The 24,586-nt window shown below is 35.1% G+C and carries 15 protein-coding genes; 2 read left to right on the plus strand and 13 right to left on the minus strand.

The window, feature by feature from the left end:
• Positions 1 to 150 precede the first annotated feature (150 nt).
• The 4 genes from PQF96_RS03760 to PQF96_RS03775 form a co-directional block, all read right to left on the minus strand.
• Positions 151 to 1,899, minus strand: coding sequence for a tetratricopeptide repeat protein (locus PQF96_RS03760; protein WP_271765124.1), 1,749 nt, complete (start codon positions 1,897 to 1,899; stop codon positions 151 to 153).
• Between the two features lie 355 nt (positions 1,900 to 2,254).
• Positions 2,255 to 2,839 (minus strand): hypothetical protein, encoded by a 585-nt coding sequence (locus PQF96_RS03765; RefSeq protein ID WP_109439060.1) that lies wholly within the window; start codon positions 2,837 to 2,839, stop codon positions 2,255 to 2,257.
• A gap of 7 nt (positions 2,840 to 2,846) precedes the next feature.
• The gene (locus tag PQF96_RS03770) at positions 2,847 to 3,518 is read right to left on the minus strand and encodes a hypothetical protein (RefSeq protein WP_143918712.1); all 672 of its coding nucleotides are present in this window, start codon (positions 3,516 to 3,518) and stop codon (positions 2,847 to 2,849) included.
• A gap of 139 nt (positions 3,519 to 3,657) precedes the next feature.
• Positions 3,658 to 4,428 (minus strand): N-acetylmuramoyl-L-alanine amidase, encoded by a 771-nt coding sequence (locus PQF96_RS03775; protein ID WP_271765125.1) that lies wholly within the window; start codon positions 4,426 to 4,428, stop codon positions 3,658 to 3,660.
• A 207-nt stretch (positions 4,429 to 4,635) separates the two neighbouring features.
• Here PQF96_RS03775 and PQF96_RS03780 point away from each other — a divergent pair, with 207 nt between their 5' ends.
• Positions 4,636 to 6,483 carry a PLP-dependent aminotransferase family protein gene (locus PQF96_RS03780; protein ID WP_271765126.1) on the plus strand — a complete coding sequence of 616 codons (1,848 nt, stop codon included), beginning with the start codon at positions 4,636 to 4,638 and terminating at the stop codon, positions 6,481 to 6,483.
• 73 nt (positions 6,484 to 6,556) lie between these two features.
• On the opposite strand, the gene PQF96_RS03785 is transcribed toward PQF96_RS03780, so the two are convergent.
• Entirely contained in the window at positions 6,557 to 7,045 is a 489-nt protein-coding gene (locus PQF96_RS03785) for a hypothetical protein (protein WP_271765127.1), read from the minus strand.
• Positions 7,046 to 7,879: 834 nt separating this feature from the next.
• Between PQF96_RS03785 and PQF96_RS03790 the strand changes: the two genes are divergently transcribed.
• On the plus strand, positions 7,880 to 8,443 hold the full coding sequence (locus tag PQF96_RS03790) for a hypothetical protein (protein WP_271765128.1): 564 nt from the start codon (positions 7,880 to 7,882) through the stop codon (positions 8,441 to 8,443).
• Positions 8,444 to 8,541: 98 nt separating this feature from the next.
• Here the strand turns inward: PQF96_RS03790 and PQF96_RS03795 are convergent, their stop codons facing one another.
• The 8 genes from PQF96_RS03795 to PQF96_RS03830 all read right to left on the minus strand — a co-directional run bounded on the left by PQF96_RS03795 (position 8,542) and on the right by PQF96_RS03830 (position 24,584).
• Positions 8,542 to 10,317 (minus strand): eCIS core domain-containing protein, encoded by a 1,776-nt coding sequence (locus PQF96_RS03795; RefSeq protein WP_271765129.1) that lies wholly within the window; start codon positions 10,315 to 10,317, stop codon positions 8,542 to 8,544.
• Between the two features lie 266 nt (positions 10,318 to 10,583).
• Positions 10,584 to 12,815, minus strand: a complete 2,232-nt coding sequence (locus PQF96_RS03800; RefSeq protein WP_271765130.1) for an eCIS core domain-containing protein — start codon at positions 12,813 to 12,815, stop codon at positions 10,584 to 10,586.
• Between the two features lie 187 nt (positions 12,816 to 13,002).
• Entirely contained in the window at positions 13,003 to 13,962 is a 960-nt protein-coding gene (locus tag PQF96_RS03805; RefSeq protein ID WP_271765131.1) for a WD40 repeat domain-containing protein, read from the minus strand.
• 74 nt (positions 13,963 to 14,036) lie between these two features.
• The gene (locus PQF96_RS03810) at positions 14,037 to 17,009 is read right to left on the minus strand and encodes an eCIS core domain-containing protein (protein ID WP_271765132.1); all 2,973 of its coding nucleotides are present in this window, start codon (positions 17,007 to 17,009) and stop codon (positions 14,037 to 14,039) included.
• Between the two features lie 186 nt (positions 17,010 to 17,195).
• Complete coding sequence (locus PQF96_RS03815) at positions 17,196 to 18,635, minus strand: eCIS core domain-containing protein (protein WP_271765133.1); 1,440 nt, start codon at positions 18,633 to 18,635, stop codon at positions 17,196 to 17,198.
• Between the two features lie 252 nt (positions 18,636 to 18,887).
• On the minus strand, positions 18,888 to 20,294 hold the full coding sequence (locus PQF96_RS03820; protein ID WP_271765134.1) for an ATP-binding protein: 1,407 nt from the start codon (positions 20,292 to 20,294) through the stop codon (positions 18,888 to 18,890).
• A gap of 196 nt (positions 20,295 to 20,490) precedes the next feature.
• On the minus strand, positions 20,491 to 22,101 hold the full coding sequence (locus PQF96_RS03825) for a contractile injection system tape measure protein (protein WP_271765135.1): 1,611 nt from the start codon (positions 22,099 to 22,101) through the stop codon (positions 20,491 to 20,493).
• 8 nt (positions 22,102 to 22,109) lie between these two features.
• Entirely contained in the window at positions 22,110 to 24,584 is a 2,475-nt protein-coding gene (locus PQF96_RS03830) for a hypothetical protein (RefSeq protein WP_271765136.1), read from the minus strand.
• Positions 24,585 to 24,586 lie beyond the last annotated feature (2 nt).

Genomic DNA, 24,586 nt, shown 5'->3' on the forward strand with positions numbered 1-24,586 from the left:
GGAAGGATGAAAAACTTTCAATAGAAACAACGTTTACAATACGTAGACTTAACGAGATTAGTTGTTAAAAAAAGTGTACAAAAGGTAAACACATAAAAATCAAAATACTCATAATCAGAGTTTTGCGGTTTACCGTTTTTTATAAATTTCTTATTCCTCTTCTAGATGTACTAAATAGGTAAGAATTTCTTTTCGAGGATCTAAACCTAGTTTTTTACGGAGACGATATCGTGCAGTCTTTACACTTTCTGGTGATATCCCAAGTATACTTGCCGTTTCTTTTATATTCAAATTTAATCGAGTTAAAGAGCAAATTTTTAAGTCATTTGTGCTTAAATCTTCATGTTTTGATTTTAATTTAGAATAAAAACCTTGATGTGCATCTTCAAAAAATCTACTAAAATCCTCCCAATCTCTATCAATACTTAAGTTTTTTCGTATTATTCTATTAAGGTCTGCTATCAATTTATCTTTTTCAATATTGGAAGATTTTTTGACATCTTGTATGGTACTATGCAATTGCTGTACTACTTCGTTTTTCTTAATAAAATTAAGAGCATATGAGGTAAGTTCTTTATTTTTAAAATCTAATTGTTGTTTTAATTCCTGTCGCTTTAATTCAGAATTTTCTAAATCTTTTTGGGTGAGGGCATATACAGATTCCAGAAGTTCTTGGCTTTTGGTAGACAATTCTTTACTTTTTCTAGCTCGCTGCCTTGCTATGGCGTAAATCATATATCCGGCAATAGATATAATAGTAACTCCCAGAACCAAAAGCAATTTTATTAAGTTATCCGTTTTTTCTTTTTCTTTTAACACCTCCAATTCTTTATCTTTTCGCTCTAATGCATTTTTGAATTCTAAATAAGCGATTTGCTTTGCTTTTTCTGTGTTAAAAAGAGAATCTTTTAATGTTATATATTTATCATAAAACATTAAGGCTTCCTCTGGTTTATATTGTTGCTTTTTAAGCTCTTTCAACTCCTCATAAGCAAATAGTTCATATTTCTTTAGGTGATTTTCTTTAGCCAGTTCTAAACCTTTATTTAATTCAATTGCAGCTTCCTCTAAATTATTATCAAGTCTTAGAATTTTTCCGTAAATAATGAGATTATTGGTTAATCCGTCAATATCACTAACTTCATTACCCAATGTCATTGACTTTTTAATATGATAATAAGCTTGCTCGATTTCATTTTTATTAAGGTATAACATTCCCAATCGATTATGCGCTTCTGATATCCCATATATAAAATCATTAGCGGTATGCATTTGTAATGCATCTGTAAGATACTTCAGCGCTTCAGAATCTTTATGTTGTGCTATAAGGATAGTTCCTATTTTAGTAAAAGTAGTTGCTATTCTGCTTTTTAATTCTAAAGCAGTAAACTCATTGATGGCCTGCTCATAATTATGTAACGCTTTTTCATACTCTTTGAGGTCTGCATACACCATACCTATATTAAGTCTGGTATTGGCTAATCCTGTTTTATCTTGTATCTTTTTATATACTTTATGAGAAATGTTTAGATGTTCTAATGCTTTATTTTGATTGCCTTGCGCCCAATAAGCAACTCCTATTATACGATTTGCTTTAGCCAAACCATTGGCATATCCCAATAACCTTGATAGTCGTAATGCCTCTTTTCCAAAATTAATTGATTCATTAGCATCTACAATCCAATATTCAAAACCAACGGCATTAAGAAGATCTACTTTTACTGTATCTTCTGCTTCATATGAATTCAATTGATCCAGTAAGCTATCAATTTTCTGAGTATTTGCTGCTACCTGTATACAATTGAGATAGAAAAAGACGCCAACGACAATTGAAAGAGTTGATCTTTTTATACATATATGTCTTTTTAATTGATATAAGGAAAATTTAAAAAAAATCATGAAAAATAATGGTTACAAGCAGGATAGGTTTCAAGCTTTTTCAATTGACTATAAAATTACTTATCATTTTTTTAATCAAACCAGTAACAAATGTTAAATCATATAAAGCACTAGCTTCCTTTGCCTTAACCTTATTTTAGATGTAAAAGATCGGTAAGGATTTTAGCTTAGAAGATGTGTTATCGCTTTTTTTGAGATAAATCAATGAGGATAAGATGCGATTTATCAATGTAAATCAAAACTTTGATTCGTCTCGAAAAGATTCTAATCTCAACTAGAATGACAAAAACATAATAGATTATGGATTGCAATCTAAAATAAAAATTTAGATAATGCGATTTTTGAATACCAACACTTATTTTGCTTCAATCTTAATTCTATACTTATCTTTATATAAAATCACCAGATTGCAAAAAGAAATAATAAACCCGGCAGAAAACAGGTAGCAAAAAAATAAAAGCGCCATTAATTGTATTCTATTAGACATGATACTCTTTTTGGTCCACGCTTTTTCGGGATCGCCCAAAAGAATCATCATCTGTTCATTTCTGGCTGGTAAAAATCCATGTGATGCCTTAAACGCCTCAAAAGGGTTATCATCCAGCATTTCATTACCAATAACAATATCTTTATCGATATAAGGTAATGTTCTCGTTTCTCTAGCAAAATGATACGTAGCATAAAACCCTATAAGAAGTACGATAAATTGCACAGATAAGCGCATCCAGGTCCTAATCAATTTATTTTTATGTGAATACAAAATCAGAAATCCGGCAAGTGCTGTTGCAATAAACACTCCGAATTTCATAAAAAAAGAAGTGTTTTCATCAGACGCATGCCAAGAAGGTAATGGTATAATAAAAGCACCTGCTACAGAAGCAATCCAAGTACTAAGCAGCGTAATCTCTTTCCAAACTTCTTTTAATTTAGAAACAAGCATTTTTATATTATTTAGGTGTTTTTAAAACTAGTTTTTTCTCCTCTTCTGTCCCGTCACTCATGATCAGGTGCAATTCTGGTTCCCCTATCCGGTCTTCTTTTTCTAACCAAAATAAATAATAACCCGGCACAAAATCCTGAGAAGCATTATGGGTAGGTTTATTAAACCTGAACCGTTTTATATTTAACTCTTTTTCATATGACAATTTTCCAAAAACAAAATAACCTTCTTCTTCGTTAGAATCTACAATGACCTTGATTTTGGTATTTGCGTCATTTTTGGCACTGCTGGTAATAGATGCTAATTTGGCATCGTAATCCAGGTATATTGCATCAAGAAGAAATGTTTTATTGGATATTGTATTGAAATCTTTATGTAAACGCTCTAATGTTTTTTGTGCTTCTTGTAGCGTAGCCATATACTCTGGTGTAAGTGCATATTTTTTATTACACACTTCTAAAGCCGGAAATAATTCTATACTCTTTTTTTCTAATTTACTGAATGCCTTGATAAGATTATCATCATTTGTAACAGTTGTTTTTTCTGCAAGACCTGTTATTGCTTTCTGCGTTTTTGATAAAACTATAGAAAGTTTATTATCCTTAGGAGCATAACTCGCGCAACCATACATAAAAAGTAAAATGTAAGACGCAAATATAAGTTTATAGAAATTTTTCATGTGTAATGATTTTATCTTTGAGAATAATTTTTAATCCAAATTATCCTACTTAACAAAATTACATTAGCACATGGTTATGCTACTATAACAAACACGCCAAATGATATGACTTTTCCGACACAATGTAGCTTTAAGAGTTCTATCCCAGGCCTTCAATTATTTTTCCCCAATCAAAAGCAGGACCTATGTCCCACTTGCCCGACGATCTGTAATTGACATGAGATACGATACCTTTAAAATTAACTAACTCATTTTCTGCCACTGTTATATATCGCTTATCCTCTGTCAAAAGGGCTCTTGGTATATTATATTCTGCAGTGAGATAACGAAGTAACAGCAATAAACTATCGTATTGCTTTTTGGTAAAGGTGGCATAATATAGTTCTCCTCTGTAAGGAGAATCGAGTTTTGTATAAAATTGTTCTTCGTTTATATCACAATACACATCAGTATCACTGTACACGGTAACCAATTGGTTATTTATTCTTTTTAAGAAACCAATATTGGACATTTCTATCGCAATGGTTCGTTTACCACCATTGGTATTACCTCCAACAGCTCCTGAACCTAAATGGTATGACCAAAAAGCAGACGACCATAAGTTGAGTATCTTACCGTTTCTGGCAATAATAAATGGAGTAGATACTTCTCTTGTAGGTTTGGACAAAGCTGCTACATCTCCTTTTATATACCCAGCAGTATAATGCAATACGATCTGAGTTTTTGTATTTTTCTCTTGAAAATAAAACGAAGTATCTCCATTTTTTGGTCTACAACGTACATACGGCATGACTTGGTTTGTACCTTTAATAGGTACTGTCATTTCTGTTAAAACAAATTCTTTTCCGTCTGAGTCTCTTCCGGTTTCAAAGAAAGTTTTCTCGTGATTTGCAATACTGGTAGCTTTCATATTTAATTTGTTTTTAATAAAAGTAATCTGACATATGGTATTTACCAAATTTATATCGATATGGATTGAAAAACTATATCAAATCCGACAAATAAATAAAATTTCCCGACACAAATGCGTACAACAAACCTACAACAAAACACCTTGAAATACTTTTAAAAAAATCTAATTGCCGTATATTTGCCGCCTTATCTAAAGGTGAATATTATGCAAGATCATAACATGCTAACATATATAAAAGATGTCTTAGAAAATATGCCAAGTGACTGGTTAAATCTAACCACCCATCGACTTGATATTTATGATGAAAAATTGGCCAAAACTCAATTTTTAGAACAGTTTGAGATCTTATATACCAACCATAATTCTCAATCATCATCGCTACATGAGTTACCTACTGCGTTCGACTATATTCGATTAGGACATCCTTTATCTTGTGTCCTAGAATGGGTAATTGCTAAGACGCATCATCTTAAGGCAGAACATGTCATCTGTTTTTCATCAATTACAATTCCTATACTTGCAGTGTTAAGAAAAAACCTATTAGATAACAAAAATACCCAAATCGTTTACACAGGCGAATTACCAGATTTTTTTAATACAGAAATACTACAGCATGTTTATGGCTATACATTTAACATCAAACATGTAGAGGACGCATCTGCTATTTCTGAGTTTGACGGCAGTACTGTTTTTATTTCGCAACAAGATGATATTTACAATTTTGATCTCATCCCAAATGTTGATTTTTTTATTAATATAAATGCTCAATTGGGAAGTATTTTATTAGTAAATGGAGAGCAAAATGAAGGTTATATTTCAGAAATTCAGCATGTAAGAAGAAGAGAGACCATTGCAATGACACCGGCCAACACATTGGTTACCTTAAAACATTTAGTAGAGCAATCTTCTATTGATCATAAAACTAATACTATCGAGACTAATAAAACACAGGTCTTAGCTTCTATAAAGGAGATTACAAGTACCAATATAGATGCTCTGGTAGCGTCTAGCGGACTATCCATGCAATATGCAATTATGATGGGGTTAATACATGATGCTTTCGAAAAGCATAAAGGAAAATCTATTAAAATTGTTGTCCCTCCAAATTGTTATGGCGGTACAAATGACCAGGCAAGACGAATTGCTGCTTGTATTGATACTGTCGAAGTTATGGATTTACCTGTTGATGGTGGTAAAGACATGGTGCAAAGTATAGATATTGTTTTAGACAAAATTGCTGAAGAAGATGCTGTTCCCTATATCATTGCAGAAATTCCGACAAATCCTAGAGTTGAAGTTCCTGATCTTATCAAGTTAAAAGATGTTTTAAGCAAGGAACGTAAAACCAAGAATGGTGAAACCGCTATTGATCCTGTTTTTATTTTGGATCAAACATTTTGCCCGAATGTCCACTTTCTGGGTGAAGATAACATACTCTCTACGGTTAGAACGATTGCTTATGTGAGCGGTTCTAAATTTCCGAGTGGCGGTCAATGTACTGCAGGATACTGTGTAGCTAATAAAAAATCCAAAGCTTTGATGGACAATATAAAATTACATCTAAGACTCTGCGATAACGAAGCTACTGATCTTCAGATGGAAATTTTAGCAAAACAATTGCCCTCTATGAATCAAAGGATTCATGATGCCTATAAGAATACACGAGAATTTGTAACCTTTATCAACGCTACTTTACCTGAGGCAAATATCAATTTTGTTTCAGAAGACTTGGCAGAACAAGGATTTACTCCATCTGTGTTTTCACTAGATCTCCCTACTAAGGGAAATACTGAAGAAGAAAAAGAATCCTATAAAAGAGCTTTAAACCTAAAATTGATCAACTTGATGATTAATGAAATCCCTAATGAAAGCAAATACTGTGTAAGCTATGGGCAATTAAAGGGATGTTATTGGACAATACCTGCAACCTCAACCCAAGGGACGACTAAAGAAGGTGACAAAGATTATATTGCCCGTGTAGCACTTTCTCCTGATATGGATCTCGAACGCCATAAGAACGTCTTTTTAGATTTTGTAGAAAATATTTCATAGGTCAATACCAGGTAATAAAAAACCAATGAACCCATATAAAATGATCCATTGGTTGTATTATTTGAGGTGCTAATTAGTTACATACAGAAGCTTCAAAGTTACCATTAACAAAACTGTTATCGTCACTTCTTGCATTGATTCTACCAATGACTTTAGTTTCTGTAATGTCAGTGATTTCAACAGTACCTTCTGTGGCAATGTTATTTATAGGTGTTCCTTCTTCGTCATAACTCAATAAGGTAACCGTTTGAGAATTTTCTAAATCGTTAAAGTCAAATTTGAGTTCATAAATACCCACGGCATTAGTGATAGAAAAGATGATTCTACTTTTTTTCTCAAAATTAGACGCACCACATTCAGTTTCGGTACTTAGTAAATCCAGATGGATTTTATCATCAATACTACTTGTACCATTAACAAAGGTCCAACTTTCTCCATCAATTTTACCTTGTAGTACCTGGTCAATGAATTCTGTTTCTGGTTCTGTGGTATCATCATCACTACAAGCGATAAACATAGAGAAAAATACAAGTGTACATGCAAAAAGTAGATTTTTTTTCATAAAGATAAATTTGTTAGTTTTTAAAAATGATTTTGATTAAAGCATTCAGTGATAGTACAATTTATTTTTTTAGTTAAAACTGCTTTCATAATACATCTTATGACCATGATTGCTTTCATTGTATTGAATCCAATTTTTATGCCAAATTTAACATAAAACACTACTAACTCACAAAAACTCATACAGCAGCTTTGTGGATTAAATCTGTATCATTAAGATTTTTCTATATGAGATGTGTTAAAAAGTTAACACAAACTCATGTGTTTAAGGTACTTCTGTAGTACCCTGCCCCACCTCTATAGTACCCACCCCCTCTTATGAAGGCAGGAGCCACTATGCTCAGACAGAAGTGTTACTTCTGTCTGAGCATAGCGTTACTTCCCTCTGAGGATAGTGGCACTTCTGTTTTAAGTACCCTACCCCTTGTTCATCTCGAAGCCGCACCACTATAACAAGTACCCTTATACAATATTTTATACAACAACACCCACTTATATAAGTCCCCCTTACCCACTTATATAAGTGGGTTTTGCAGATAATCAGGGACAAAGAGTAGTATTTTAACAGTTTTTGTTAAAAATCTAAAGATGAATATATTGTAACTAATGTGATAAGATTATCTATCAAATTCTAAAAAAGTTTACAATATTAGGTAGTATTTTAAATCATAATGATAGTACTCTACAAATGCCTCTACTACCGACAAAAGCTTATAGCTTGTTTTTATTCTCAACATTTATCTAAATAATCTACCAATCTTTAGTGGCACTTATTAGTATAAAATTTCAAAAAATTTCGTAAATTGAAGTACAAACTTTTACAAATCAATAGCTTATGAAAAAACTATTACTTCTTTTATTTTTATTTCCTCTTACTTTTTTTGCCCAAACAAATTACTCGCAAGAGGATATTGCGGCAGCAGCTGCACACGACAAACAATGGTTACTTACCAACACTACAAGTGACCAGGTAGATTATGCCTATGGTGTTAGCACTATGGTTCAATCTTTTATTCGGGACAAAACAAAATGGCAAGCCAAATCTATACCCTGCGGAACGAATTGTTTACAGTGGGTACACCAAAGCAGTACTCCTGGTAAACTCGAAAAGAGAAAAATATCATATAAGTTATATTATGACAAGTTACCTACCGGAAAACGAATCAGTACTAAAGTAGTTTTTGAGGGTAGTAAAGACCTCATCATTAACTTTTTTATGAATTATTGGACTCAAGATCTTGAATTCACTAAAGGTCCAAAGGACGAAAAGAACCTTGCTTCTGTACGGTTTTTATCAGATATAGCAACACTGAGAGTTAATAATGATGGTGACACATCTATTATAGTAACTACGGGTACTTCCAAAGATACCTATACTTCTATGATATCTCATAATTAGGAGTAGCTTATTGGTATACTTTGTAAGACCCTTATTTGATAAATAATCAGGTAAGGATAGGATATTTATGAGTAGAAAGTAAAGAGCCCTTGTCTATTTTACTTGGCGACACTTGCCAGTTTTTCTAGATCAGATACCAATTCATGAAGATTCTTTCTACTCAAGGATTTCAATATTAAGGATATGAACTCTGGTCTCTTTTTACCTGGCGAAAATTCATTAATAAAGGTTAACAAGGGTACATTGGCAAGTTCCTCTTTTAAAACCCTGATCATTAACATGATATCATTAATAGTTTTTGATTTCTCTTCTTTATTCATCGATAAATTTATTGCCACTAAATCTTTCCTATTAATTCTATTCAGGATTCTGGAATGTTCTATCAATCTTTGAACCTCAAAGTTAATCTTCTCTTCTAATTGTTCCGATTTAAAATGATTATCATGATTATTGAGATAATTAAAGAATTTTAAACTCGATTTAATAATTCTGGCAGAGGCTGAAACTTCTCCAACTTCGTTACTTAAATTACCAACCAATTCACCTTCGTTTCCTACATACTTTCGGATACTATCATTAAAATCTTTCATAGACACAAGTTCATATTGAATGTTATGTCTAAGGTGTTCTTGGATCTCCTGTGCATGATATTGACCAATCAACCAAACACCATTAACATCTTTTTTTTCATTTGCTATGTCATTCATCCTTTTTGAACGAATAAAATTATGTGAAATATTTCTGCCATTCGGGATAGTTATGATAGTAGAAATGGACTTATCAAAATTTTCTAAGTCACTTAAAAAATTCTTATAATTCTTAAGAAGTGTGCTCTTTTCTTTTTCATCTATTTCTTTTGTATCACTCGTTATAATAGTCATAAAAAAATCGTCATGTTTCAAGGTTTGCAGAACTATGTGCGGATCATTTTCAACATCTATTTTTCTCTTGAAAAGAGCGTTACTTAAGTCATTAGAAATCGTTCCGTGAGCATCTTTTAGGGCTTTTATAGATGTACTTATTGCCATATTAGATGCTGATAATACCAATGGATTATCTTTTGACAGTTGAGCCATCAAAATGGTGCTGTAATATTTGATACGATCTATACCGCTTAGCAGAAGATGTTCCGGTATTTCGCTAGCTTCATATGCATCTGTTTTACTACCCGGCATTTTGTTTTCCGTCCAGACTTGGGCAGATGCTCCTTTTACTGATTTAACAAATTCGGCTTCCAGTTTACGTTGTTCTTCTGACTTAGAATGAAATTCACCCGCTACTGTGAGACCTTCATTTTTGATCTCATATCTTTGAATAGCTTGGTCACTTGATAAACCTTCGGTTTTTAACGGTTCTGACTCTGCTGTTCTATTAAAAGAAAAACCTAAAGCTTTCTTGCCCATCACATCCGCTTCTTTCTCTAATCCTGCATCATCATTGATATTTACTTTACTTTTTAGCTGTCTGGTTGGTTTTACTCTCCCTTGTTTTTGCTGTACTACGTGCCAGGCTTCGTGAGGTAAATGTTTTTGTTGTCCTGGCGCTAGGTGGATATCTGTACCTTGCGCATAGGCATGAGCTTGTAGCTGTGCAGGTTTGCTAGAGTTGTAATGTACTTTTACATCATCCATACTGTACCCAGAGAGGTTTTCGATACCGGATTTTAGGGTATCGGGTAAGCCTGTATTGTTTTTTCGTTGGATGGGATTAGTGGTATCTTCAGCATTACCCATTGCAGATCTTAATTTTCGTTGTATTGCTTTAGTCGGACGATTATCTGCTATAATAGCTTCACCACCAGTACTTGGTTCTTGTTGTACTCTTTGTACGATTTCTTTTTGTGGTTCTTGGGTTTTATCGGTTCTTTTTTTCATAATACTTTTTTATCGCTCTCCCAGCATTCGTTACTTAACTAGTTAGTGCTTATACCTTTTTTCTATTACATCCCTTACCTTTTCACTGTTGATTCTACGAAAGTGCATTCACATTAAAAAAATTGCCTGCAATAATTACAAATTACTACTATAGAAATAGCACAAATCAGTATTATAATAATTTCGACTTAATATTCACTAGTCATAGACTATCTGGAGCGACATTGGTACTACAAAGCCGAAAAACTTCCTGAAGCAAAATAACATTAATTAACAGCCGCTCTGTTAAGATTATTTAAGTAATCTATAGCCGCTTGCACGCTATTTAAATTATTAGGTATGGCTCCATTAGCAAAAGAATTTACCAATACCCCATCTATAGCTGGTGTACGTAGTCCCCCATATGCAACATACACCGCTGCAAGTCCTTCGGGTACTGGCAAGTTATGAAGTAATGAAGTAAAAACTTCTGCCACAATTTCTGCAGGATTGCCCGCACCATATGCCCAACGAAATTCAAAATTATTTGCTGCCGCTACTTTTCGATCATGAGTTGTTCTAGAAGTTTTATATGCTATTTTCTTAGCTATCGCATATTTATAAGCAGATTTGCTTTTAAACGTTCTTGAATACCTACGTATAGCATTCATAAGAGCCTCGTTATCAAGTGCAATCTGTCGTCTTGTTTGAATTCTTTGAAATTCATTTGTTCCTTGCGCTACATCAACCATTCTTGTTCCTATTACAGTAGAATCGTTAATTCCCGCAAAATTTAAAGTGGTACTTCCTAAAAACTTATCTCGATCATTAAAAGCATGTAACATATGGGCCATCTCATGGATAAAGGTGGCTTTTACCCATTTTCCCATTTCTTCCCTTTCAGAAGATTCTAACGAAACCTGCCCTGGAATTGATCGAGTTAATTGAGGACTTCGAGTTTGTAATTTATCTAAACGTAAATATATTGTGTAAGTCCCCCCATTCTGACTTGTAAAAATAGATTGTTGTGAAATAGACCCCACATCTGTAAAAATTATATCAAAATTTGGAGGTGGTGGTGGATTCATCTCTTCTAAAATAGGTCTCATCATATCAATTCCCGATCTAATATGAACAAGTAAATTCTGAATTACGCGATTATTGTTGTTATTGGGCATAGTCATTTGATACCTAAAGTTCACCTGCTGTCCATTAAATCTATAATTTTCATTAGCTATAGGATGATACCGATGATTTGTTCTTTGCATTTGACGATCTACACCATTTTGTATATCAGTTTGATCTCCTCTTAGAGTACCATGATCTGCAAAGGCATTATCAGAACCATCATACTCAGAAATAATTGTAGGCCCTACAAATTCATTTAATCCGGGTCCTACCTTAGAAAAGGCTAATTCGTATTTACCATCCTGTCTTCGAATCATTGTACGTGTCAAAGTAAATTGCTCATTATTAAGACGTATCCAGCCATCATTACGAAAATAACCAAACAACCTATTGTTATTATTAGGGTCATAATATTCGTAATACTGAGTCCCGCTTAAAGTCCAATTTGTACGAAGTAAATTTTGCCTTCCTCCAACATAAATACTTGTTGCTAATCCTGCTCCCAAAAGATTTTCTTGGGCCGCCTCACCTTCCATCGTGCCAAATTCATTAATTAAAGTATTATTATTAATGGTCATGTTTGGTGTTAAAGGGTATTCCGGAATTACAGCTCTTGGATCTTGATTAAACATAATAATTTCACGATATCTAATATCATTCAAATCCCCGGCATTATTAGTACTACTATTCCAAGTATGATTAATTACCATCTCTAAGTTTTCTGCATTATTTTGCCCAGGAGTACTTCTAAAATTTCTAGGAAACGCGTTGTTTCGCATTTGAATCGGAGCTTCTGATGCGAAACAACATGTTTCTTGAGGAACGTTAAATTTTGTTGTTTGTGTCGATAAGGCTTTATGTCCCATCACATCTGCTTCTTTCTCTAATCCTACATCATCATTGATATTCACTTTACTTTTTAGCTGTCTTGTGGGCTTTACTCTTCCTTGTTTCTGCTGTACTACATGCCAGGCTTCGTGTGGTAAATGTTTTTCCTGTCCTGACGCCAAATGTATATCCGTACCTTGAGCATAGGCATGTGCTTGTAGTTGAGCAGGTTTGCTAGAATTATAATGTACTTTTACATCATCCATACTGTAGCCGGATAGATTTTCGATACCTGATTTTAGGTTGTCAGGTAGTCCTGTTTTGTTCCTTCGACTACGTGGTTCCTGAGCTGAGCCGAAGGGCATAGGACGAGTTTTTCGCTGGATGGGATTAGTGGTATCTTCAGCACTACCCATTGCAGATCTTAATTTTCGTTGTACTGCTGTAGTTTGACGATTGTCGGCAATCGTAGCTTCACCGCCTTTACCTGTACTTGGTTCTTGTTGTGATCTTTGTACGATTTCTTTTTGTGATTCTTGGGTTTTATCTACTTGAGTTTTCATGATTTGTTGAACTTATAATAATGCCACTAGTGACGGACTAACGGGAGGGGACATCCTTTTTATTTTTAGTTACCTTTTCTTTACTTAAACGTATTCATAATCTTCTTACTTTTGCTGCCACTAGCAGAAGATGCTATCGGGAGCGAGGGCAAACCTATTTCAAGACAAGACAGACTAGCCATTTATATTATATCCTTACTTGGATTTTATGAATTTCAATAGTGTTACCGAACGATCCTGTCACCAAGGCGACACTATCTCCAGAGGACGAGAGTGCAATCTCAGATACAGGGCCGGATAACTTTAATTCTGCTAAACAATTGGACGTATTATCAAGATCCCATACACGGCAGTGTGAATCATTACCACAAGTGAGCAATACATTCAACGTTGGGTGAAAACTAAGTCCCGTTACCTCGCCTTCATGTGTACTAAAAATGGCTTTTTGTTTCTTTGCCAAAATATCCCATACCATTATTTGTCCATCCAGGCCACCACATACCAAGAAGCATCCATCTTCTGAAAATTGTAATCGTTTGAAAATTTTTGATTTCCCAACAAAATTCACTAATTGGTCACCCGATGAAATATCTAATAAGAAACTTCCTTCAATAGATGCTACTGCAAGATGTGTATCACTAATTGCGATCGCCGAGTAAGGAAAATGTGATTCATCTATTTTAGATATCAATTTACCCGTTTGTGCTTCAATTAGCACAACACATGAGGAATAATTAGATATTTCGGTAGCCTCCTCATCTCGTTTCATACCTTTTGGTGGTCTACATTGAAGTCCCAAAGCTACATATATGGCTTTGGGAGAATGTGTAGCTACGGTGACCTCTACTGTTCCTTGAAAACCTTTGTATAATTTTTCCTTCAGTTCTATTAACATATTGTCTGGACGCAGTGATTTTGTGTCTATCTCTGCAATATATGGACTAACTAGAACGCAATCATCTTTCTGTGTAAATCTTACTTCTTGCAATTGATATCCCGGGAATCGGTATGAATCAAAAAAACCATCCAGATTCCCGATTTTGAGTACTGAACCTCTAGCAAGAGCTAACCGGTTGCCATCAAATGCCAACTTAGCGCCTAATCCTGGGCTGGGGATATCTGTAACATGTTTAAAATTTATAATCATATTAGGTATTATTTATAACAATTATTCTAGATAATTTCAGATACTTTGTCATACACTTAATAATAAATTAATTCTTATGTTATATCTACACGATCTTTCTTTACAAAACCAGTCTTTCTTGTAGTTGATATACTGTTAAAACCATACTCTATAGCATACCAATCTCCTATCCCTCCAAAGATATAAACCTTATTTCCCTTACTCATAAAGTACTGCAATTCTGCAAATTCATCAGGTTCTTTTCTGATAAAGGTTGAAGATTCATTGATCTCACCTTTGCGGGTCATAGGTGTCACATATATTGTATTTGTGGTTTCCCCATCTACTTGAACATTAGCTCTCTTTTCTCCAGGACTAGAATCATTCATTTTTCCAATAAAGATAAGAATCCTGTTTTCGCTCGCATATCCGCCCAAAATGTCATCAATTTTATCTTTCTCAGGAAATTTTTCTAAATCATCAAGATGCTTGTTTAAAAAAGCTTTACCTCGTTCTTCTTTCTTAGCCATAGCCCATATAGCTAGTAATAATTGCCCATGCGATGGGTCTTTTGCTTCAGTATCTGGAATGAGATTATCAAGATCCAACTCACTTATTGCTAAGAAATTATATTTTTTGACCATTCGGTAATTGAATTTACCTAATTGCTCCAATAAGTCCTTCTTCTTATCAATACCATGCTTTATCTGTAGCTGGAATAAGCCCAATGGAATGTAGTCTTCAGATTTGTATTCATCAGTTGTACTCATCTTATTAATTGTATATAAGGCATCATCTTTGTATTCTTCTGTATGTAGCTTATGTTGATGAAGATATTTATATTGAGCTCCGGACTCGGATGTAAATTCAGACAGCGCCTCTGCAATATTGACAAGGCGAGCAATACCTAATGCAGAACTCTTATATTTATCATCAATTCTTGCAAATAAAGAACGAATCAACTGTTCGGGCCATTTAGAATCATTTCCTTTATCTGCTCTATTTTTTATCGCTGCTAAGGCTGGTCCGGTTCCCCCAACATCTGCCCAAGTCTCAAGTGCGGCTCGTAAAGCTCCAGTGGGTTCAATACCTTCTTTGACATACTCCAGTTTTGGAGCGATGAACTTAGGATCTTTATCGTCCTCTAACGTCAATCGATTTTCACTATCAAAAAAATCTCCCCCAGACGTGGTTGAAGCACTTGAACCAACAGATTCTATCTCTATACCTTTACCAGCAGCCCATTTGGTGACATAAGTCGCCAGGCTAGGATTTTCTGTAATGTATTTTCTAATTTCAGCAGCATCATTAACTACCTCATTGGTCAGATTAATTTTACTTATATCTACACTATTAGAGTTCGTTAGGCATGCATTGAAAACCACAACAGCCTTATCCTTTCCAGTTTTTTTGACAAGTTTTTCAAGGATATCATCAAGAAATTCAGAGCTGTTTATGAGATTTATCCCTTCTACCGTATTTTCCTTATAATCATTAGTCATTCCAGTTACCTCGATTGAGCGTGCATTTCCATGCCCAGCAATCATCACTTGGTCAATCACACCATCTTTTGCATGTGTTCCCAAAAATGCATTCATTTTTGTTTTCGCACTTGCTAAGTTTTCTTCACCCTCAATCATTAAAACATATAGCTCAGAATTAGTTATCAATTTTGTGAGTTTGCTATCGCGAAAAAAAGCTCCATTGTGATCCAACTGGGAATGTAGTATAAGTGTCAGGGGTTTCTCCTTGCTAGTGTTTTCGAAGTTTTCTTTTAATTTATCCAGCGCATTTTTTTCAAACCGGTGATAATTCCTGATTGGCCCCTTTATAACTGTATCATTATATATAACTGGATCAACACCATCATTGATTTTAAGACTTAAATATGCCCAAATCTCTCTTCCATTTTTAGCCGCAAGGTGAGGTTTACAAGTATCATAATATGTTATGAAGTCTTCTACACGATTGACACCATTAAATTTGTAAAGATGACCAAACATCTCATCAGTAAAAATATGAGCGAGAAGGTTTGGTGACAATTTTTTTTCAAGTTTGAGTATATTTTTCCCAAAATCCAATGCTATATCTATGTCAGTCTGCTTTTCGCAATGAGCACTTTTCTTCTGAACACCTCTTGTATATGCCATGATCTCTGCACTTTTGTTTGGATCAATTGTATCTGAACCATCTGTGTTTTTGATCTTCGTCCATAGGTCTAATAACTTAAAATCCCCACACGCACCATCGACACCATGATTGTTTCGGAGAAAACTCAATAGTGATATAATAGGAAATCGTTCCTTTTGATCTTTAACACCTCTATGCCAATCTGCCTGTTTATTGGCGTATGCCAGCAGTTGAGTTACTGTCATGTCCATCACATCATTGTATTTTTTAAAGTCAGAAACTGTTTTTATTACACGTTGTATTGCTAATAAAGAATTTAGATTTTTATCAAACCCGACTTTGTAATTGCTATTCACTTTATTTTTTAATTGTCTAGTGGGTGTCATCCTACCTTCTTCATAATTTTGATTTGGACTTGATTCTCCTCGAAAGTTAGTTAAACCTTGTGCCCTTGCTCCCATAACATCTGCTTCTCTCTCTAAACCAGCATCGTCATTAATATTTACTTTACTTTTTAACTGTCTGGTTGGTTGTACTCTACCCTGTTTTTGCTGTACTACATGCCAAGCCTCATGCGGTAAATGTTTTTGCTGACCTGGAGCCAAATGAATATCTGTGCCTTGTGCATAGGCATGTGCGTGTAGCTGTGCCGGTTTGCTAGAGTTGTAATGTACCTTTACATCATCCATACTATAACCTGAGAGGTTTTCGATACCAGATTTGAGTTTGTTGGGTAAGCCGGTTTTGTTTTTGTATTGGATGGGATTAGTGGTATCCTCAGCACTACCCATTGCAGATCTTAATTTTCGTTGTATTGCTATAGCCGGACGATTATCTACTATAGTAGCTTCACCACCTTTGTCTGTTCTAGGTTCTTGCTGTACTCTCTGTACGGTATTCTTTTGTGATTCTTGGATATTTTCTAGCGGTGCTTTCATTTTATTAAACTAAAAGTGGAACGATATATGATATACAGATTACAAATCTGATCGATCCGGTTTATATTCTTTTCTTCCCATTGTTAACACCACTAGTCACAGACTAGTCGTATCCGGGATTAAAAGTTAACTGGTATATGTAACCCAGATTATAAATCCTCGCTATCGGATTGTTAGGTACAATGATTAATCTTTACCTTTTTTAATTCTTTTTCCAAAATTGTAAATACCATTAGTAATAATACCTGGCATAGTAAATGGATAATCGAACGTTTTTTTGTTTATCAATGTGTAATTCTCCCGCTCAAAATCTTCTAAAGAATCCTCATAATCACTAATTTGCTGTATATGTGCATTTCCTATTTTCCATATCCCAGGATGTTCTAGTCCAAATTGGTGTGCAAATCGTTGCATATGATATCCTCTTCTTGTACTGTAAGAATTGGGCCTCTTTTGATATTTTTTCCTGTTTTTATATAAATATGCTGCAGTTAACGGATTTCTTCTATCAATATTAGGTCCTAAATACTTGTTTACTAAGTTTTCTATTATGTCTGTCACTTCATTAAGTTTTTCCTCAAACAACGGTCCCTGATCCATATCCTTGATCTCTGTAAACAGCTGTTTGTTATCTTCGGCTTTTAAAAAATTATGAAACTCCAATAATCCCTCATTATCAATAGTTTCCGGATGTTCATACTCAACAACTCCTATCTTTTTAAGTTCAAGACTTCTCATTTCATTTTTTATTCCATGAAATAATTCTAATATATCTTTAGTTTTTTTTGCTTTTCTATAGCCTCCAATCATCACTAATAAAAAACATAGTCTATCAAGAAATCGTAATACTCGTGAATCTCCATAAAAAGAACGATCTACATTATCTAAGGAATCAATATCATGATGTAATTCATCTTCTGTCCAATAAGACATCCTGGTATTAAACTTCTCATTTACATAAATTTGCTCTACTCTTCGTGTTCTTTTGTCTGAGACATTATGATTTTCTCCTACGATATTTAATTTACCGGGATCTATGTTTTTATCTAATGCTTTTAACTGTATAAACGTAGTAGTATTCATTTGATGTTGTAGCAACCGTTGTTGTACTATTTTCTCTCGATTCTTTAATTGTAATGCCTTTTCCCCCATCACATCAGCCTCTTTCTCCAGGCTGGCATCATCATTAATGTTCACTTTACTTTTTAGCTGTCTTGTGGGCTTTACTCTTCCTTGTTTCTGCTGTACTACGTGCCAGGCTTCATGCGGTAAATGTTGTTGTTGTCCAGGTGCTAAGTGAATGTCCGTGCCCTGAGCATAGGCATGAGCTTGTAGTTGGGCAGGTTTACTGGAGTTATAATGTACTTTTACATCATCCATACTGTAGCCAGAGAGGTTTTCGATACCAGATTTTAGATGATCTGGTAGTCCTGTTTTATTGGCTTTTCGCTGTACTGGATTTGTGTTACTCATAGAACTATTTATTACACCTTGTAACTTACGCTGATCGATAGTAGAGGCACGGTTATCCATAAGTTGGGCCGTGCCTCTGGTACTAGGCTCACTAGCAACACTTGGGGTAATCGGATTTTGAAGTTCTTGTGTTTTATCTGCTTGTATTTTCATGTTTTTTCGTTTTTAAACTTGAATACTAGTATTATACTACTTTGTCATGCTGAGCCTTTCGAAGCAAACTATATTTTAAAAACCCCTTCAACAAGCTCAGGGTGACAATCAGATTGGTATGCGATGGTGGATCCCGATACTTTTTTCATCAAGTATTCCTCTGCATATTTCATAATCAATACCGGGATAATTCCCCCTTATTTTCCCACCATCTATTAAAATATTTATGTTTCTTATATAGTATCGTATCGTTTAGTTTAAAATAATCCCTTCCTTCTGTAATTCCTTTCGTATAGCCGTTTCCAGACTTTGTTGAGTGATCGTTTTTTCGTTATTAGTTACGGCTTGTAGCGTACATTTGCGCACTACATTCATCATTAATCCACCAGAAATACCATAATTCTCGGCTATCTGCCATAGATCAGCTTCTTCATCCAGTGGTAATTTCACAGCAAAGGATTGTTTCCAAAGTTGATAGCGTTCTTCTACGCCTGGCATCATAAACTCTATCATCGATTGAAATCTCCGGGTAAAAGCATCATCTATATTATCCTTTAGATTACTTGCGAGGATCACTACTCCGGGGAAATCCTCGATGCGTTGTAATAAATATCCAATCTCCTGGTTTCCATATCGATCATTGGCACTACTTACTTGGGTACGTTGCCCAAACAAAGAATCTGCCTCATCAAAAAATAAGATCCAATCGTGTTGTTGTGCCTGATCAAATACCTTCGCTAGGTTTTTCTCGGTTTCGCCAATGTATTTAGAGACCGTCATGCTCAGGTCAATTTTATAGACTTGTCTACCAGTACTTTTCCCTAGTAAAGCAGCAGCCATACTTTTACCGGTCCCCGGCGGGCCAAAGAACAGACTTTTATACCCCGGTTTTAGTCTCTTGCCCAATTCTAATGCTTCTAAAACAGTTTGCCCATGAGTCACCCAATCCCTGATTTCCTGTAAGCTACGGGCTGTGGATCTAGAGACGATGAGATCCTGCCACGATAACTTCGTATGCAACTGTTGCGCAGGAAAATCAGGGCTATACATTGCTTGATAGGGTGTGCCAGTTAATATATTGGCTACATATTCGTTAGCAATCATCCAGATACTACTCAGTAACGGGTTATTCCCTTTGGTTCTGGATACGTTGATCATCCCTTGTCGTATTGGTAAAAAATCCTGCGTAATCAAAGTATGATATTGTAAACGCTTGTTAAGATCATCTCCAGCTAGTAAGAACATTGCAGTTTCTGCTGTAGGAATCAAGCCTAAATGTCCTTCTAACAATAATCCTCCGAATTCACTATATCGGCGGTCATAGTCTTTGTTTTTTGTCAGTAATATGTCCAGAACTTCTGGTTTAATATGAGGAACCAATGCCAGAATCAGTAACAATCGTTCTGCAACCTTGAGTTTGTGTTGTTGTATAATAAAATGAGCGTAGCTTCCTTCTTTGCCTGATAGGTTTGGCGGCACTAATTCCTCTATAGACGTATATGGGGTTTCTTGCTGAAAATGTAGTTCCAAACGAGTTTGAAGCACTAGGCTTAGCCATGAAAGTTCTGCTACTAATACCTCAGCATTATGATCACTAATATGCCTATCAGTTGACTTCTTTATACCATTGTTTTCATCGATGACCATTTGTTTTTTCATAGTGCAACTATTTATTTTTATATGTTCTCTTGGTCAACTCTTGAACCTTTTATTCTCTCTGAATACGAGCTGAATCGAAAACTTATTTTTGATGTCAGTCTGAGCTTGTCGAAGACCTGTTTAAACACATATCTTAATTATACTTTGATAGCACTTAGACAGGCTCAGTGTGACATTTATTTTTTATACATTTTATTTATAACCATTCTACTACAATAATATCTTGCATCCAGGGAAGCTTTACGGTATGAAAACCCCAAGGCAATTTTTCTAAAGTAATATCATGAGTTTCTCGTTGTACTTGCAATAACCAATGTCCATCTCTGGTGCGTAAGGACCCCGGGCGACATAGATAAGAAGTTCTAAATCCATCTATGGATAAGTTTTTCCAATGCGGACCTTGTCCTATCACCGCGGTTAGCAATCCTTCTGCAATTGTTGTTTCTTCATCCGATAGTCTGATTGGGGATATTACTTCTTCTATTGTGATACCACATAACAATTTGTTTAATGGTAATGCTCCTTCAAACAGTTCCTGATCATCTTCTTCACATAAATACTGTAATGCACATATGGCAATATGACGAGCCGTTTCATTGATAAAGGTTTTATCTTTGATCAACTCCAAGTTCTCAAAAAAGCGTTCTAAAAATGGCCAAAAGAGTACTAGCCCTGCATTTTTTATGGGAATAAAATCAGTGTCTTCAAAAGGAGAGGACAACTGTTCTATCTCCATTAATGTCGGTTTTGATGCTATTTCTTGCAATTCTTTTTGTATTCCCTGGATATAGGTTGCCAAGGGTCTTAATACACTATTGACATCTACCGTTTGCTCTTGCGTGTCACTTATATCTTTTAGCAGTTGTATGCATTGTTTCAACGTATTAACAGGCAACTGATCGAAAAAAGGATTGTTTATGATGGTTGATAGTTGTCTAAAAAATTCTTGCCATACGATATTCTTAGCTTGCCTAGTTTTATAGCTAGCTACTAAAGATTTGATCTCATAGACATCCTGTGCTTGATATTTTTTGCTACTTCCTTGATAATCTATTCCTAATGATACCAACGTAGCTTGGAAACACTCTTGTTCAAACGACTTATAGTCTTTGGTTGTATCAAACTTCTGAAACGCTGTTTTCCAAAAAGTAGCCTGTATCTTTTGCGATGTGATGCCGTATTTTTTGTGAATTCTATGTTGAAATTTTTCTAAAGCAGACACTATTTCTTGTACAGGAATCTCCGAAATCAACTGAAAAGATTGAAGCAATTGTGTCGCCGTACTTATATATACAAAACGTTCTAGCTGCTGGGTACTCCATCTCAATTGTTTTAGCAAGGTGATGAAAGTGGTGTTCGGCTTTTGCAACAATTCTTCTAATTGCTCCAAAACATATGCTTTGGTTGTGTCCTTTGCCCACCACGGCAATATCCCGGTTTTCAGATAATATGCTACTGTTCTAATAGGTGTTTTTTCTTTGAGTTGACTGACCTCATCTTTTTGTTCCACTTCATCAGATTGCTGATATCCAGTGAATGCTTCTTGAAGTTTTTTTTGTAATTCTTCCTCAAAAACAGTCGCGAAATCTTTTACAGATACCTTTCCTAAATCTAATGTAAGTCGATCAATCTGCAACGGTTGATCACCCATATTATTAGTAGTATTCCCAAATATACGATCCATAACCGTTGTTAACTGATGCCGACACAGCGCACTTAGTTCTTGCTGTACAGCAAAAGTATCTGCAGTAGAAGGCAAGTGAATTTCTAGAATCTGTTTATTAATAATATGTTTTTGCTGTGTCATAGTACTACTTATCCATTGTTGATTTCTTCTAGAAAACGATGATGGGCATGGTCAAATCGTTGCATTTCTTCTTGATCCAACCATTGGATATTGGTCTTGATATGTACCGGGGTCTCCTCACGTATCGTTAATGCAATGAATTTCTTAAAATCTTCATCTTGATATTGTTCTATCCACGCTGGCATTGCGAAAGTTAGTTGTAAAGAATACGGATCTTTTGGAGCGGTTGTATGCATCCATCGACCTACTTTCTCCTCTTCTATAAAAGGCTCTGCGATTTCGAACCCATCTTCCAATATTGAAACTACTTTATGTACCCCATTATAATTTTTGGTTCTGGTAATTTCTATCTCATCTCCTACTCGTAACCAATGTATTCCTGTTTTGCAAAATATGTGATCTGATGCTGTAGAAGACGTTTCAATACTATTAATACATGTAGATTGTAGATAGTACCGAATATCGGGTGTACGCTGAAATAAACCTCCAGTTTCTGACTCTTGAAAAGGAGCCTTGATTTCAAAAAAATCATCTCCGATCGCTAACACAGTATAAACCCCTTCGAATTGTGCATTACCAGTGATACGTATTTCTTCTCCAAGTTCTAAGGTATGATTTTCGACGATGCATCGTGTAAATTCCTCTGTGATGGCTACTTCAAATCTTTCGATTTGTAATGGAATATACTTTGCGGTAAATGAATAAGGATATCTTTTTCTAGGTCGTAACAAAATATGTTCTACCATATGCATTCCAGCAGTATTACCATCTCCTATGTTTCTACGGCTATAGTCCTCGATTCCTATTTTTAATGCAATTCGCTTTTCTAATCCAGAGCTATTTTTGGTATCCCAAAAATCTTTAGTCATATCATACGCTTTGGCTTTACATGCACTGACAACAGGATATTCTTTTAAAAATCGAGCCTTATCCTTTATTATTTTTTTATCTATAGCGGAAGTATCGTTAGTCAGATCTTTTAAGACCAGACCATAAGCTGTAAACTTCTCTGCAAATCGTGCCAGTAAATGATTCAAAAATTTATTTTTTCGTAATAATGTAGTAGTAGTATCGGCTGTTATTTCGCTTAGATAACTTTCATAATTTTCTTTATTACCAATCACTTCTGATACTCCGGGAACGCATTCCAACAGGGACTGGTTAAAATAGGTTCTGGTATCTTCTCCATCAAAACTCATGAGTTTTTTGAAATGTGCTAATTGCGAAAAATAATTAGCCAATGTTTGCTCAAAAAACAGCAAATACCCACTAAGCTGCTTTGCATGTGCTTTTCTTGCAGGAGAAGCCGAATCTGGAAGTCCCATTTCACCAATACCGTAATTCGTGGGAAATTGGTTTTGTATCGAATCATAATTTTCTAGTTGCTGTGCCTGTGTTTCTGGCATGATCATATCCAACTCTTTACCTGATACAGCTTTGGAAACACTCTCAACTCTTTTTTGATTGTATCTCTTTTTGATCCTTTCGGGATCGATGCTTACTGCCAGCCCTTTGGACGTAAATGATAATTCTACTAACGTGCGTTCGATATCCAAAATTGGAGTTTTGGAAGGATCTAGTGGCAGCAACCAATTTTTTACTGTATTGGTTCCAGTACCCAATGCAATTTTGTCAATAGCTAATACTCCGGTTTGATCCATAATTTCTTTAATCACATCAGAAGTTTGGATCTCTTCTTTTCGATAGTTTTGTATAAGATCCTGATCATCGATAAAACCGTTTAGCAGTCTTGGCCCATCAAAAATTTCATCGGTTCTTTTTCCTTTTTCTAGCTGTTGTTGCAAAGTATAGAAAGGAATACGAGGTGAAAAATGTGTTCCCACACTACACAAAATATTAGCTACCATCTCATTAACATCATCTACCGTATCCGCAATTTCGATAACTCCATGTAATCGGACACCTTGTGTATCTAGTAATTTTATTTCTTCGAAATCTTCGCAAATCGTGCGACATCCGTAAAGCCTTTCTTTTACATCCTTAATTATTGTACTCCCTGGAATATCAAACAACCCATCTTTTTCAATAAAAACCCGAAACAATCCTTTAGGTGTGTTGTTCTCCTCTCCATCCGCTACCGAGATCCCGCTTATTCTTTTTTGGGTTACTTTTTCTATCCAGGCATTTTTAACCCCATCGACATCAATCACCACTTTGCGAATATCCAATAAAGTCACTGGATTTGTGGTTAAAATAGTGGCCGGACTATAGAGATTTTTATAGGTACTCTCGGTATCACTACCTATGATATACTGGATATCATAGTCCACTCGATAGGCCAAATCCGTAATGGCATAGCAAACTTGTTCTAAGATGGTAATCCCTGGATCGTGGATATTATGATCTGTCCAGGTATCCCCTGCCATTTTTTGAATTAGTTGCATCCCTTCAGCTCGTAGGAATTCATAGCTCAATGCGGAATCTTGTGGAACTTCTCTAGGTATTGTTATTGACGGTGTCATAA

This window comes from Aquimarina algiphila, from assembly GCF_947494415.1.
Taxonomy (GTDB): Bacteria; Bacteroidota; Bacteroidia; order Flavobacteriales; family Flavobacteriaceae; genus Aquimarina; species Aquimarina algiphila.